Annotated in this window: 11 protein-coding genes and 2 pseudogenes; 8 read left to right on the top strand and 5 right to left on the bottom strand. The window is 59.9% G+C overall.

What is annotated here, in order from left to right; genetic code table 11:
- Positions 1–28: 28 nt before the first annotated feature.
- Positions 29–322 (top strand): metalloregulator ArsR/SmtB family transcription factor, encoded by a 294-nt coding sequence (locus NSQ78_RS20190; RefSeq protein WP_024957933.1) that lies wholly within the window; start codon positions 29–31, stop codon positions 320–322.
- A gap of 263 nt (positions 323–585) precedes the next feature.
- Here the strand turns inward: NSQ78_RS20190 and NSQ78_RS20185 are convergent.
- Positions 586–1,491 (bottom strand): annotated as a pseudogene (locus NSQ78_RS20185) (YifB family Mg chelatase-like AAA ATPase); the annotation flags it as partial.
- An 812-nt stretch (positions 1,492–2,303) separates the two neighbouring features.
- On the opposite strand from NSQ78_RS20185, the gene NSQ78_RS20180 reads away from it, so the two are divergent.
- The 5 genes from NSQ78_RS20180 to NSQ78_RS20160 all read left to right on the top strand — a co-directional run bounded on the left by NSQ78_RS20180 (position 2,304) and on the right by NSQ78_RS20160 (position 6,252).
- Complete coding sequence (locus tag NSQ78_RS20180) at positions 2,304–3,815, top strand: serine hydrolase (RefSeq protein WP_064239422.1); 1,512 nt, start codon at positions 2,304–2,306, stop codon at positions 3,813–3,815.
- 221 nt (positions 3,816–4,036) lie between these two features.
- Positions 4,037–4,483, top strand: a complete 447-nt coding sequence (locus NSQ78_RS20175) for a hypothetical protein (RefSeq protein WP_149901745.1) — start codon at positions 4,037–4,039, stop codon at positions 4,481–4,483.
- A 49-nt stretch (positions 4,484–4,532) separates the two neighbouring features.
- Complete coding sequence (locus NSQ78_RS20170) at positions 4,533–5,147, top strand: hypothetical protein (RefSeq protein WP_064239421.1); 615 nt, start codon at positions 4,533–4,535, stop codon at positions 5,145–5,147.
- Between the two features lie 76 nt (positions 5,148–5,223).
- Complete coding sequence (locus tag NSQ78_RS20165) at positions 5,224–5,610, top strand: Imm10 family immunity protein (protein WP_064239420.1); 387 nt, start codon at positions 5,224–5,226, stop codon at positions 5,608–5,610.
- 84 nt (positions 5,611–5,694) lie between these two features.
- Entirely contained in the window at positions 5,695–6,252 is a 558-nt protein-coding gene (locus NSQ78_RS20160; protein WP_149901746.1) for a hypothetical protein, read from the top strand.
- Positions 6,253–6,304: 52 nt separating this feature from the next.
- Here the strand turns inward: NSQ78_RS20160 and NSQ78_RS20155 are convergent, their stop codons facing one another.
- On the bottom strand, positions 6,305–6,835 hold the full coding sequence (locus tag NSQ78_RS20155) for a hypothetical protein (RefSeq protein WP_064239418.1): 531 nt from the start codon (positions 6,833–6,835) through the stop codon (positions 6,305–6,307).
- 45 nt (positions 6,836–6,880) lie between these two features.
- Positions 6,881–7,237 carry a hypothetical protein gene (locus NSQ78_RS20150; protein ID WP_064239417.1) on the bottom strand — a complete coding sequence of 119 codons (357 nt, stop codon included), beginning with the start codon at positions 7,235–7,237 and terminating at the stop codon, positions 6,881–6,883.
- A gap of 647 nt (positions 7,238–7,884) precedes the next feature.
- Between NSQ78_RS20150 and NSQ78_RS20145 the strand changes: the two are divergent.
- A pseudogene (locus tag NSQ78_RS20145) lies at positions 7,885–8,488 on the top strand (DUF998 domain-containing protein).
- A 54-nt stretch (positions 8,489–8,542) separates the two neighbouring features.
- Complete coding sequence (locus NSQ78_RS20140) at positions 8,543–8,908, top strand: hypothetical protein (RefSeq protein WP_064239416.1); 366 nt, start codon at positions 8,543–8,545, stop codon at positions 8,906–8,908.
- Between the two features lie 470 nt (positions 8,909–9,378).
- On the opposite strand, the gene NSQ78_RS20135 is transcribed toward NSQ78_RS20140, so the two are convergent.
- Both NSQ78_RS20135 and NSQ78_RS20130 read right to left on the bottom strand, forming a co-directional pair.
- Positions 9,379–10,686, bottom strand: coding sequence for a hypothetical protein (locus NSQ78_RS20135; RefSeq protein ID WP_064239415.1), 1,308 nt, complete (start codon positions 10,684–10,686; stop codon positions 9,379–9,381).
- A gap of 212 nt (positions 10,687–10,898) precedes the next feature.
- Complete coding sequence (locus NSQ78_RS20130; protein WP_339207344.1) at positions 10,899–13,991, bottom strand: TrlF family AAA-like ATPase; 3,093 nt, start codon at positions 13,989–13,991, stop codon at positions 10,899–10,901.
- Between the last annotated feature and the right edge of the window lie 681 nt (positions 13,992–14,672).

Genomic DNA, 14,672 nt, shown 5'->3' with positions numbered 1-14,672 from the left:
CCCATTCAGCCCGTCAGACCTAGCCACGATGAAGGAGCGCGTGCCTGAAGTGGCCGAGTTGCTGCGCTTCATGGCCACCCCCTCGCGCCTGTTGCTGCTATGCCAGCTCGCGCAAGGTGAAATGACGGTGGGCGGACTGGAGGAAGCCACCGGCATTCGACAGCCGGCGCTCTCCCAGCAACTGGCCGAACTCCGTCAACGAAAGCTCGTAGCGACCCGACGGGAATCGCGGTCGATCATCTACCGCATGGAAGACCCGCGCGTTGCAGCACTGCTGGGCGCGATGCATGGGATTTTCTGCGTGGACGATGCATCAACTTGACGTGATCTAAAGCGTCCTGGAAGGGGCGGGCTGGACTTCCTGACCCAGGGAATTTAGGCAACTGGCGTAGTCTGCCCCAAAACCCTTTGGCCACAGCGGGCCCGAGGTCTGCTGCGGCCTAGGGGTATTCATGAGGGAGGGGGTGGCTGTCTGCTTCTGGTCGGAAACGGACCCCGCACATGGTGACTATGTGAAACGCAGTGAGTACTCCCTCTTCCCGTCAGAAGCCGACGTGTTGTCAGTCAACTTGACGACCTAAGGACGAGCTCATCGAGGAAAAGGACACCGTGATGGGCCAGCGAGATCTCGCCGGGGCAGGGTGGATTGCCGCCGCCCACCAGCGCCGCCGCGCTGGCACTGTGGTGCGGTGCCCGGAAGGGCCGCTGCCGCCATCGTCTTGGGTCCAACCCTTCGCCACTCACTGACGCAATCGCGGCCAGTTGCAGCGCCTCAGTCTCTTCGGTATCCGGCAACAAGCTGGGTAGGCGCGAGGCCAGCAGCGTCTTGCCGCAGCCAGGGCTGCCGATCAACAACAGATGGTGCCCACCGGCGGCCGCCACTTCCAACGCGCGCCGCGCATGCGCCTGCCCGCGCACGTCGGCCAGATCGGGTAGCGGCAACGGCGTCGTGTCCACGCGCTCCACGGGTGGCAGCAGGCGTGGATTGCCCAGCCCGGCACAGCACTCCAGCAACGTACGCGCTACCCGCACATCGGCATGCTCGGCCAAAGCTGCCTCGGCGGCATTCCCTGGCGGCACCACCAGAATGCGCCCGGCGTCTGCCGCCGCAATCGCGGCCGGCAGCGCTCCGGCCACCGGCCGCAGTTCGCCGGTCAGTCCAAGCTCACCCAGGAACTCGTACTGCAGCAGCGACTGCGGATCGATCTGGCCACTCGCGGCAAGAATGCCCAGCGCGATGGCCAGGTCGTAGCGCCCACCTTCCTTGGGCAGGTCGGCAGGCGCGAGGTTGAGCGTGATGCGCCGCTGCGGAAAGTCGAAGCGTGCACAGAGCAGGGCGGCACGCACGCGCTCGCGGGATTCGCGCACGCTGGTCTCGGCCAGTCCGACAATCTGGGTCGCAGGCAGGCCGCCAGAGAGGTGCACTTCCACCCGCACCAGCGGGGCATCGACCCCGGCGCGGGCACGGCTGTGGACCAGCGCCAGGCTCATGTGTGGATTCCTGCAGAAAGACGCCTGATGGTGCGGCAGGTAATCTGCGTGGGACTATCGGGGTTTGCCGGCAATGCGTCTCGGGGTATTTCTGCCTGCAAAGGGTGCAGCGTGCGCATCGAGGGCAAATGATCTGTGCAGCGCGGCTCTGCGATGGCGGTCTCGCAGGTGTTGCGTCAGACAAGGCGTACTACAGGGCAGTGAAGGAAAGGAGCGAGCTGAAATGCAGTGCATTCGAGTACTGATGGCCCTCTCGCTCGCCATGGGCCTGCCGGGGTGCCGGGATGAGGTGGAGAGTTCAACGTATCCCATTGACCAGACGGGAGAGACGTGCACCGCCTACAAGGGCTTCGACCGCCAGCCGCCTGAAGTAGTTGTGGCCGAGCTTGCCAAGCGAGGGTTGGATAGCAGCCGTTTGGTGCATAGGACAGTCTGCGGCCCGATCACCAGTTGGGACATTCTCCCCGCAGGGGCGTCGATCGACCGGATACCGCCGCCAGACGCATACGTAAACGTCCGCATGCGGCAGGACGGCTCGGTTTCGGTCAGTACAGACCGCCCGTGACGTTGGCGCCGCCCTTGATGATCGAGCATCGGCCGAACACAAAAGAATACGGATGGGCTCGCAGGCGGGGCGAATGGCGCCCAGTCACCGCCATGGACTCACCCCACTACCGTGGCAGAATCGGCGCTGGCCGGCCCCGTGCCCTTCTACGGCGGCTGGCAGATCCACAACGCGACGCAGTGCCCTCCGCCGTCAGTGCCCAGGAGATCCCGTGCGATATTCGATACGACTCGTTGCTGCGTGCGTAATGTCCGTGGTGGCCTCCGGCTACGCAGGCATCCCCGATGCAGCGGCGCAGGAACCCTACTGGCCGACCCAGGAATGGCGCCACTCCTCCCCGGAAGCGCAAGGGATAGATTCGGAGGTACTGACCAACGCCTTCGACTACGTGCGCGCGCACCAGACGCCCATCCACAGCCTGACCATCATCCGCAACGGCTATGTGGTGGTGGATGCCTATTTCTGGCCGTTCCAGAAAGGGCAGTACCACGATGTTGCGTCGGTGACGAAGAGTGTCACCACCACGCTGGCGGGCATCGCGATCGGCAAGCACGCGCTGGAACTGCACCAGCCGCTGACGTCGGTCTTCGCCGCCCAGGGCATCGCGAATCTGGACGAACGGAAGAAGCGAGTGACACTCGAGCATCTGATGACGATGTCCTCCGGGTTGGACTGCGATGCCAGCCAGGGCGAAATCACGCTGTCGCGGATGAGGCAGAGCAGCGACTGGAGCCGGTTCATGCTGGACCTGCCGATGCGCGACGCGCCCGGCAGCCATTTCGAATACTGCTCCGGCGGCATGCATCTGCTCTCTGCGGCGATCACCAAGGCGACGGGCCAGAGTGCGTTTGACTTCGCCCGTCGCGAGTTGTTTGGCCCACTCGGCATCACCCATGCGGCCTGGCCAGCCGATAGCCACGGGGTTTCGTATGGGTGGGGCGATCTGCACCTTGAGCCCCTGGACATGGCGAAGCTGGGCTACCTCTGGTTGAACGATGGCCGTTGGGAAGGCCGGCAACTCGTCCCGGCAGCATGGATGCGTGCTGCGGTCCGACCGCAGGCGCAGCTGGAAGGTAGCGACGAGCAGTACGGGTACGGTCTTTGGCTGCAGCCGGACAGGAAGCCGTCGCTGTTCGAGGCCAATGGCCGCGGTGGCCAACGTATCAGCGTAAGTCCAGAGAAGAATATCGTCGTCGTGTTTACCGGCGGGACGTTCGAACCCGGCGATATTGGCGCCTTCATTCTTGCGTCGCTCACGTCTGACCAGCCCTTGCCGGAGAATCCGGCGGCGGTGGCACGGTTGGCGGCCGCGGTGAGCGACGCGGCAAGACCGCCCCCGCCGGTATCGTTCATGCCGCCACTGGCACGCACGGTGTCAGGCAAGCGGTACGTACTGTCGGAGAACCCGCTTGGCGCGAAGTCGCTGATGCTCACGTTCTCGGGTGCAGAGGTGGCGCAGCTCCAACTTGAATTGAACAGCCGCCACGAGCCATCCCGGCCGGTTGGGTTGGATGGCACTCCGCGCGTGTCAGGCAATGGAAATTTCGGTCTGCCCGTAGCAGTAGGTGGCAGATGGGAGAGCAGCAACACCTTTGTCTTCGACTACAACGAGATCGGAAACATCAACGCGCTCCGGTTCCGGCTGACGTTCTCGGGTGACGATGTCGTTGTGGACCTGAGCGAGCGATCGCAGGTGATTCAACCTACGCGATTCCGGGGTACGTCGGGCAACCGGGTTGCGCCTGCGCAGGTTCACTGATGGAAGGCTGGCATGGAGTAGGGGAGATAAGAGGAGTGGCAATGGTTCCTGTATCTATCTTAAGTGTTATCCGGTACGGGGCCGATTCTCGGATGCGGAGCGGTTCCATACGCGCCGCTGTATGCGTTGCCCTCGCTGTTGGGCTTGGCCTGGTTGGCCCGGTCAGTGCGATTAGCGACGACGGTGATGGTCATGAGACAGGGCTTGGTTCTGCATCGACCTTGGCCATCCACGAAGAAAAGGGCTGTGGTGCCCATGTTGACCTCATGGATGTGAATCGGCGTGTTGCGCTGTCGGTTCGCGAGCTGAAAGCACAGCCGAACGCGGATCGAAGGGCCTTGGCCATGAGAGCCTTACTTGAATGTCTGTCGAGTCTCGAGAAACGACAGCTTGATGAAGCCAGTCTCTCCAGCGTGCGAGAGATCGCCTCTCTGTTGGAGATGGATGGGGATGTGGGCCGGTTCTACGCCTCCAGGATGCTGGCGATGCTGGGGTGTCGAGCTCGTCCAGTGCTGCCTCTTCTGCATGATGCGCTGGACAAAACGGCGCCCATTGAATCCAATCTCGGCCCAATGGTCCTGTCGCCAGCAGTAAGTCCCCGCGAAGAAGTCGCAAGAGCGATCAGAGCGATTGAAACTTCGCATCCGTGCAGAACGCAGTGGGAATGATGTGCTGGCGTCGTCCGCTGGGCCGCTACTTCTTTCGAGAGATCAACGCATGAGCGAACGCATCACCGCCTCACAGCTGATGGACAGGCTGATGTCCGATCCGGAGTTCGTACGGCGTGAGCAGGAAAGAGAGGCACAACGGATGAAAGCCGCCGGGATCCTCGCGGAAGCGGAGGCCGGACTGGTCCGGGAGCTTCGCGGGTCCGGAATGAATGTCGATTCCGTATGGGACCTTGTGGGCTGGAAGGGTGACAACGATGCGGCCCTGCGTGTGCTTCTCGCGCATGCACTGATCCCGTATCCAGAGCGCGTGCGCGAGGGAATTCTGCGCGCCCTGGCCACACCCGGCGCGCGAACGTGGTGGCCATGCCTGGTTGAAATTTATGAAAGTGACACGCTGGCGCTACCGCCACAGATCGATTATCTGACCGCTGGCATCCTGTCCGCTGCAGCCGACGACACCGTCATTGATGATGTCATCAGGCTGGCGAGTGATTCCAACGCTGGCTTCAAGCGGGTGCTACTGCTGCTCGCCCTGAAGAAGTCCCGCAGCCCCAGGGCGAAGATGCTGCTGAACGAGCTGCGATCCGACCCTGTGATAGGCAAGGAAGTAAAGCGGATGCGGCGGCTGGAGCGACTGCAACATCGGTCGGATGGTCAGTGACGGGCAACCTGAGAGCGGCACCAGGACAGCGGCGGAGTAGACATTGAGTTTTCCACATATAGGGAGTACCCGGGGGATGTACAGATTCACGGCCGAAGTCGTTTCCATAGAGGAAGATGACTACTGCATCGTAGTTGGCTTGGCCGACAGCTCGACGAATCCGTCTCGTTACGTGGTATTGCAGAACGCGAAGGCGTATGACGACCAGGACGAAGAGTTGGGCATGGCGCACGCCCATATCGAGGTCGGTGGAGGTCTTGAGCCTTGCTATGGCGGTCTGGTGCATATCTCTCTGCGGCGCATGGAGCTTGAGCTGTCTCTCTCCGAAAGTGCACAGAGGAAGCTTGGGATCACTGGTGGGATTGCAGTGACACTGAAAACGTTGGAAAACGGCAGCAAGCTGGAGGCCGCGTTGCGGAAAATCTGTGTTGCGGAGAGTATTCCGCTTGATCTGAAATGGTGATACGTCTCCGGAACGAATGGGCTATCCGCGCATGAGTCACGAATGTCCTGTGATCATTCCTTTAGAAGGATGAACGAAGTTGTCATGAAGACACGCAGACTCATCTTGATTGCGCTGGGTATGTTGCCTGCAGCTGCAGGCTTTCCCGCAGGAGGTCCACGTGTGGACTTTGTATCGAAAGCCTTCCGAGATGGTGGGTTCATGCCCCATGTCTACAGCGAGCGGGATGTCCTGCGCCGCTATGGTGGTGGCGAGATGGTCGTGGACGCCGCAGGACTGATACGGCGCAGGTACCTGGATCCCGCTACCCGCTTGGAGGTGCTGATCACCTCCAACCCTGACATCGCTCCGGAATTCCGAACCATCGATGAAATCCGCGTTTCATCGATCAGCGCGGGGCAACCCGCTGCAGGCAGGACCGAGAGCTTGCGCGGCGTGAAGCTGAAAGGCGTTGCCATGGGTGACCCGGCGTCCAAGGCCGCCAGCGCAGCAGGCGGGTATGGTCAGAGGGACACAGAGCAGGCAACGCTGGGCAGCTTCAAGGTCGAGCGCACCTGTGGATTCTCGGAAAGCGGATCGAACATATGCTTCTACGTTCGGGACGGAAAAGTGGTTGCAATGGCACTTGGGTTCGGCCCCTGACCGGTTGCCGTGCCCCTTGCGGTGCACGCACAGCGCAACTGTGAGCTTCAGCCTACGAAGGCACTTCAGCGCTGAGGTAGTTGGTGGGATGGGGCTGGCGGCGGCCTGGGGCCCCAAACAGACACCGCTGCTCATCAAGCACCAGCCCATTGAAGCGCCCGAACCGTGCCTCAACCCACGAATGCCCCGCACTTTCCACCAGCAATCGCCCCTGGCTCTGGTGCAGATCCAGCCAACGCTCGAAGCTGACACGCAGCCGTTCGATATCCGGCGCCCGCCACCGTGCATCGGCGGGCATGCGGATCAGCACGCGCGAGGGCGCGTTCTCCACGTCCATCACCAGCACGCCCTTGCACCGGATCTCGAACGAGGTCGCCCCGGCATGGCGCGCGTGCAGCTCAAAACCCTCGTGGGCTTTCGCGCTCACGAAGCCGAGTGCATCACTGTGCAGCAGGCGGTAATCGGCCGGCTGCAGCTTCTGGTAGGCCCACACCTGCTCGCCCGCGGGCTCGGGCCACTCCACCCACATCGCGCCGATCACCGCGATGCACACCACCGCAGCGGCAAGGCCGTGCATCTTCATTCGTCACCCCGCACACAGGCAGAAAGGTCCGCGCCATAAGCGCGCTCAGTCCTTGGGTCGCATCCGTTCGTGAATGAAGGCGGTCAGCGCCAGATCGGCCATCACCAGCCCTTCCATCACCCGGTCGCCGACGTACTGCTCCGGCTCGCCGTTCTGGCGCGTGCGCTCGGCCGCCAGCAGGATCTCCTGAACGATGCGCTGGCCGGTGAGCGCGCAGTCGGCGTCGGACAACGCCATCTGCCGGCTGCGTAGATGGTGCCGCTCGGGCCAGGGCTGGCCGTCGGCCGCAGCGCCCGCGCCGATGGCGTGCAGGATGGCGATGAGGCTGTTGGGGGCCAGGGCCGCAGCGGCCGAGGGCGCTTCGTCGATGGGCCGCGGGGGCGGGGAGTGCGGTGTAGACATGGCGGGCTCCGTGCATGCAGGCAGAAGCCGCCACCGATAAAGGTGGCGGGCAGAGCGTGGCTCGAAAACCGGGCTATTAGGAAGAAACCGGCGGGCACAAGGCCCCCACGCCCCGCCCGCCATAGCCGGCAGACGGAATGCCAGCCGGCACCACGCAAGGCGATGCCGGCTGGCAAGTGCAAACAACATCCTAATAGCTCGGGTTTTCGAGGCCCGGCCACCCGTTTTCGGTGGCGATACCAGAGTTGCCTGACGTAGTTGAGAATGCCAAGGGGTAGGGGTCAATGCCGCCAAAACCCGAGACGTTTTTGGCATTGTCGCATAGCGTGGAAAGGGGCGAGAGCCTTGGCATGCTAGGCGCAGCGGCACTTCTGGAACGGAGTCGTCAGAACCTTCCGTCACAGATGTAAGGCGCGGCAAATGCGACAGCACTCGCCCATCGGACATGTGTGATCGCTCCTGCAACCGAACCGCTGCGACACCCGCTGGGTGGTTTAAGTGCCTTCTTGCCTATTGAACCTACCGAGCACCGCGCGCAATCTGACTACTGCTGTAGTCACTGAAGATCGTCCTGCCGCAGCAGGAAGGTTCGGCAGCATTCGACTGGATTCCACTCACTGGCGCAGGCCAGACAAGGACCACTGCACCTGTCACGCCGCAGCCGACCGCTTCTCTGCGCGGGTCTGGTCCCGCTTCCGTGGTTCCTGTTCTGGACCAGCGTTGCCGCCGTGTTTGCGCCGGGCTACAACCCGCTTGCACAGCACGCCAGCGAGCTGCTGCAGGCGCCAACGCTCGCAAGCATCTGCGGCAGGATCGCGGCTATCGGCTCCGGTATGGGCTTCGTGGCGTTCTCCATCGGGGTATGGCGGGAGTCCGGTCGCCGCATTGCAGTAGGTGCAATCTGCTGGTTGGTCTTTGGCATTTCCATGCTGACCAACGGGCTCTGGCCCATGGGCCATCCGATGCACGGCTTCTACACCATCGGTATCGCCAACATCATTGCACCGGCGATGTCGCACATCGAACTGAGCGCGTGGTCGGCCAACCGAAGGGCGTACGCCGTGACTGCTATGGTGAGCATCGCGGGCATCGTCTATCTCTGGTTGAACGTGGTGGGAGCGGATCCGGAGGGGGGCAGGGGGGGTGACCCAGCGCGTGTTCTCGTCGATCAACTCGCTGTGGCCGTTCCTGGTTGCGTTGTATCTGCTGCGAAGGGATTCAAGCGCGCTGAAGGCGCAGCCTGCGCATTGATGGAAGGGTATGCTGCACTTGGACGATGATTGAGCGTGCGGAGTTGAGAGCAAGATGAGAATCTTTCGCCGCCAGCTGATCTACGTCCAAGTGCATCAGGGCCACTTTATTGCGCGCTTGGTCGGTGGAGACAGGACCATCCGTCGCCAGTGTCATGCCCTTGGCAATCGCGCGGGCCCTATCAAGGACTTTTCTACCCTCCAGCCCCAGCTCAAGGCGATCTTCTCGGAACTCCTGCCTGGGTTCTCTTTCGTCAAGCCGTGGGGGATTCTGCACTTTGATCCGGTTGAGTACCCGGTTACGAAGGAGGAACTGGCCGGGTTTCAGAAGGCTGCCATGCGAAGTGGTGTGAGCTTCTGTTTTCTCTCCACGTGGGAGCAGCGGCATGAAGACAGGGATTTGTTGAAGATGTTCAAGTAGGGAACGGCACGAAAATTCTTTCAGGGCCAAGCTGCGTGGTGATTGGGCGTGGTTGAAGTATTGTGAGAGTCCGCTTCTGGCTGGAAGCGGCCTTCAACCGTGTAACAAATAGTCTCGTTCGCTTGGAAATGAGGGCGGTTCGCAAGCTCCCGGACACTCACCCAATTCACACACTCGTCGCCCCACTAGGAACCCTGCCACTCCCATAGATACTCCACCGATGCGTGGCTGCGTGCGCGTCGTGCTGGGTCTGTGCAACCGCGTGAGGCCGCGTGAGTGGTTCCTGGTGCCGCTCCAAGTCATCGATGAAGCGATGCCGGCACGGATCTTTTATCGCACAACGATAGTCTAAGGGGCTTAATACAGCGAATGAACCAACGTCGTTGGCCGAGTAGCCCTTCAAAGTCGCTCATGAGACAGTCCAATCTGCGGCGATGGGAGGCTTCAGCTACACAGTTTGTACCCGACTCTCACCCCAGCCGCGCACCTGCGCCTGTGCGTGCTCGCCAAGCGTAAATGTGATGGCCTAGGAGCCAGACCAGCTGGTGTACGGCGTGAACGTCGCGAAACAAGATCAGCAATTTGCGCATGAAACCAAGGTAGGAGATGATTTCTTCCTGATCTTGCCGGACTCCCTCCTTGTGAGGGAAGTAGCTAATGATCTGATTCACCTCATCGTATCTAACAGTGTTGTGCGCGATCGCGTTGCGGATCCCGATATCTACCGCAGACGGATCGAGTGGCACCCAACTATCCGGAAGATACTTGAACTTATCTGACAAGACTTTGTCTGCAAACCTATCAAGCGAACTCAAGGTCGCGCCCTGCTCGTTGGGTGCGAACGCGTTGAAGTCTCCGCGATGTGCGAGGTTATTCAGCGCGGCAACCAAGTTGAGCTGACGGGAGTAAACTTCACACATATCCTTGTACAAATCCTTGTATGTGCCAAATTCCTTGGACGACACCCGACCGGATACCAGTGGACCATCAGGACCCTGGACCAGATCCAGAAAAATAGCAGGCCGAAGTGATATTTCGGCGCTGTAGGTCGGACAGTACAGGCCGATGCAGTCGCGACGAAGGTTGCTTAGGAACTGTGTTTCATCAAGGTGCGCCAGCAGTGCATCAAAAGCATCAGGGCCAGCCTCAGCCAGTGCTTCAATTCGCTGCATTGCCTGCTCAGTCCATTCCGCATCCTTGTCAATGTCGATTAGCGAAGCGGAAATCCTGGACAAATAGCTGTACAAGACGTCATCGATAGTTCCAGAATCTAAAGATGGTCCAAAGTCGTGATCTAGGAACGTCGATGCACGCTGTTTGAATAGTTGCTTATTTGCGCCAAAGTAAAGGCGAATGGTGCGACGGATATCATCGTCTTGCATCGCCAGCTGATTGAGTAAATTCATCTTCCCAGAGAATTTCATCATCAGCGGTAGCGAATCGCCAAGATCGCCTCCACGCAGTGCATCTATGGCCACGAGGAAGGGAGTGAAGCCTGCGACGTAGTTGCCGCTGCGCACAGGGAAGTCGAGGTGCAAGTCAAAGAAGGGATTGCGCCCGTCGAATGGACCACGGTAAGACCGGTCCTCTCTATTGCTCGCGTTTTTGAAGGTTAGGCTGTAGCCGGGTGCCTGACTGATATCCAGCGTGATTTCCATCAACGTCTGACAGTGGGGGCAGGCAAGCTGCAATGGTTGAATCGTGCGATTCGAAAATCCGATGCGGCAATCCGTGTCGCCGTCGCAGGTCCCGCAGGTGAGTGTCAAGCCTACATTCATGACGCAACCTCTCCCAATTTATTCGGTTTGTAAATGTCTATGGATCCGAACTCAGACGTTTGCACAGGCCGGCGCGCACGCCAACTGAAAGCAGACGCCCTGACGCTAGAGAAAGGCACTAAGAGCTCCAGCGTCCGTCCTCGACCCGAAGCGTCCCTTCAGTGTTAGCAATTTCGTTGGCTTCAAAGTCTTTGAGTGGCGCCATGTCTTCATCAAAGGCCGTACTTCCGCTTTCGGTTCTTGAAGGCTGGCTCGGTACCCTCAAGCACTTCAACGACTATGCTCTTGATTGCTGGAGACTCGATACCACCAGAGATGTAGTTGAACGTATTAGTCGACTTGTCACACGTCGCGTAAATGATTTGCTCTGCGTCGCAGACGACAGCCAAGTTTGGGTTGTGCGTGACCATAATAACCTGGCGCCGCTGCTTGGCCGCCTTAATGCACTTGACAAGCACCTTAAAAATGGTCTGGTTATCGAGATTCTCCTCTGGCTGGTCGATGATGATCGGGATGTCATCTTTGTCCACGAGGAGATAGAAGACTAGCAAGAGCAGGCCGCGCTCGCCGGGCGATAGTTGGCTGATCTCCTGACCGTCGAACGTGAGCGAGTACCTCGGCTCGAGATAGCTCATGCCGTAAAGATAGTCGAGGATGTCCTGCGGCTCTCCGCCTCTGCGGAGCTGGTCGGCGATTCTAGTCTCGCGGCCGCCACCGGACTCGCGCCGGTCGAAGTGGAGCATGTCGTCGATAGTCTCGAGGAATTTCAGCGTGGAGTCCACGTCAACGAAATTGACCTCCTTAAGCAGGCTGCGCATGAGCTGGTTACTCTCGTCCACGCCGGCAAAACTGCCACGCGACTGGCGGTTTATTCGGGGGAAGAACTGGTCTTGGAAGTCCGACTGTTCGATGCGCACAGCGAAGTCCAGCGGCAGGTGCATATCCATCTGTGCGGCGGACTTGACGAACTCCTGCACTGGCCCATACAGACGGCGGTATTCCTCAACAGTCTTGGCCAACTGCTCGTGAATGGTCTTGGCCAAGTCCAGGCGGCGGGCGCGCAGTTCCGCCAGCTTGGTGGGCAGGCCGGCTAGCGACTCGATCTCTGCCTTGATCCATTCGATGGACTGCGTCTTGTCCTTGCTGCCGATGAGATTCGCTTTGGCCAGCTCCCAGTTGGCGACTTGGTCCTTGTAGATAATGAATAGCCGCTGTTTCTCGCCGAGCTTGCTCTTAATTTCTGCCATCGAGGCCTCGGCCGCCTCGCGCCGTCTGATGAGCCCGGTAGGCCCTTGGCTTGTGAGAGTTTCGTCGATGGCCGCGATGGTCTCCTTGATGGTCTTTCCGAGCGCGTCGATCAGCGACGTGTCGATCCTTAACTCGATCACGTCGGACACCATCGCTTCCGTGCCTGCCTCGATGAGCATGGGGGCCAACTCGGCGACGAACTGATCATGGGCCTTCTTGTGGTTCGCGATGGCTTGGGCGATCCGGCTCAGGACCGCTTGCCGTTTCGCCTCGGCAGCCTTCCTGTCTCGGAGCAGCCTCTCCTCGTCGCGAAGCCCTTTGAGCTCGTCTTCGAGTGATTGAATCTTGTCAGTAGCTGCCTTTGACTCCTCCTGGGTCGCGTCTGACGCTGTCGGGTCTTCAACCGGAGCGGGCTTGGAGGTATCGAGAGCGTTCAGCTCGGCGACCTTGGCATCGCGCTGCTCTTGCAGCGACTGCTTGAACTCTGGCGTCAGGCGCCGCTCCGTCTGCAAGATCTCGGCGTTGGCCTTAGAGATTTCCTTGACGAGCTGCTCGCGCGCACTGTCGATCTCGGCGACCTTGAAGCCGAGCAGGTCGTCCATCGATGCGTAACCCAAGCGCGCCTCGTCCGGGACGTGGGTGTAGATGATCTTGCGTAACTCCGTGTCGAATGTGGCCGAGCCGCCGTCGCCGAGCTCGTTGCAAAGCGTCTCGAGATAGCTCTGCGGCAGATACTTCACCCGCTCGACACTGGTCTCAGAGGGGTCTTGGTCGAGCTGGCGCTCAGACTCCGAGCCGTCGTGCCAGTCCAGAGCGCCGACGAAGTGCTGCGCAAGTTTGTTCCTCGGATTGCGAAAGCGCGTGTCCTTAAGGAAAGAGAAGCTCTTGAAGTTTTTGGTGTCGCCAGCAAGCGCGCCGATGTCGGCCATGGCGCTCTTGCCGCTGCCTTTGTTGCCGATGATGGCAACAAGATCGTGGCTCAGCGGCATGTCTACGTTGAACCAAGGATCGGTCAGCGTGGAGCCGGCCTTGCGCTTTATTCGGATCTTCGAGGCATATTTTGTACGGTTGGCCTCGACCAGCAGCCGTTTGGGCGGCGTATCGCCGACGAACACGCGGTCTTCGAATTCGGTGATGGCTTGGATGAGGCCGTCGAAGGTTGCATCGGCCTTGATCCAAGTGAAGCAGTTGCCGACGCGGTCCTTGTCCTCCGACGCCCTCGGTGCGTGCGCGTCCGAGCAGTCGAGCAAGGTAGCCTTCACATTGGACTCCGAGAGTTTCTTGCGCGCCGCGTGGTACTCCGCAGGGTTGGCGGCTGCGGTGAATACCAAGTCGGCCCGGTTGATGATGTTGCGCTTCTCGGCAATGGACTGGTCGTCCCACTTGAGGTTAGCCCATTCGGTCTTGCCGACGGCGATCAGGAACTTGCCGGCGAAGTAGGGCTTGTCGAGGGCGTCGATGACCTTCTCTAAGCTCACGCAAAGATTGTTGAATCCCTCCCGGAGATGCGGCGCGTAGTCGCCTTTTTTGCCTTCCGGAGCCGAGTCGACGATCATTTCTCCTAGCTCGGTCAGGCTCTCCCGGGTGATGACGCCCTTCCACTTGCCTTGCCAAGTGGTGGAGTCGGGAATCAGATGGTAGCTCGGGGTCAACGCGTTGAGGAACTGCTGCTGGATGATCGCTGGGTCTATGGCATCGAAGATGACGTGTAGGTTGATGCGATTCCAGCCGGACTGCGAATATGTACCGTCTTTCTCTTTCTTGACAACCCCAGCGAACTTATCCAAGCGCAGTTCAATGACGGGCAGCAGGAGGTCGATGTTTTTGAGCCGTCCTTGCTCGAGCTTCGCCTTGCGCGCGCGCTCGTAGCCATCGATGAAGATGTAGTCGTTGATGACAATAGCCGCGAACTCTGCGGGTAGGGCCTCAAGATCTGTCAAAAATGCTTCCCAGGCTTCGTCCGGGTTGGCGCCGGGGTAGTTGTGCACCAGCGAGTTAGGCGTATGGACGTGCAAGTCCCACTTTTTCCAGGTCGAGCCGGCAGGATTATTCGTCATTGGATCTCCCTGAATATTTAACCGATGCACGCCGTGAGTTCTTCCTGCTATAAGCTTGTCGTCTTCGAGGTGGCTGCGTCAATTGAATATCAACCCGATGAACCTGACTATAGATCTCAGGACCGTGGCTTAGATGACCGCTCGAAAACAGTGATGGAATCTATAGGCGTCGGAGGTTGTGTCGAACGAGGGAAGATTAATAGCATCAATTCTTAGCCTTTGGGTAAGGCTTCTACCATTCCCCGCCGATACGGAAAGGGCTTGGACTCTGTGCTGTGTGACTGCTCACTTAGCGTAATTAGCTCAAACGACTGATTACTTGGAATAGCGGGATGAGATGCCGCCGTTTAACACTTTCTTAGCGAGGATCAGCAACCAGTCTGGGGTGGATAGCCACCAAGACTTCCCAGCGTCCGCTTCTGGCCGGAAGCGAACATCCACACTGACAGGCTCAATGGCTCAGCGGTAGCCATCGGCTCCGGCACAAGCGTGTCCACCAGGTACGTTCCCGTCAGCTCGCTGTGTTTGGTTCTCGGCCACATGTGGTTCTGCCCTTCTTCGAACCAATACATATCGCTGCCGCCATCACCGTAGTGGCGACACCCACGCTCGTCTTGGGGCAGCGGAGCATTAGCTCGGGCTGGACATCTATGAAGCCGATGAAGAGGTGCGCGACGCCCA

It is taken from the genome of Stenotrophomonas sp. FSL W7-1447, assembly GCF_037966425.1.
In the GTDB taxonomy this organism is placed as follows: domain Bacteria; phylum Pseudomonadota; class Gammaproteobacteria; order Xanthomonadales; family Xanthomonadaceae; genus Stenotrophomonas; species Stenotrophomonas pavanii.
The sequence above is the reverse complement of the archived record's forward strand: the minus strand, read 5'-3'. Positions and strand labels throughout refer to the sequence as shown.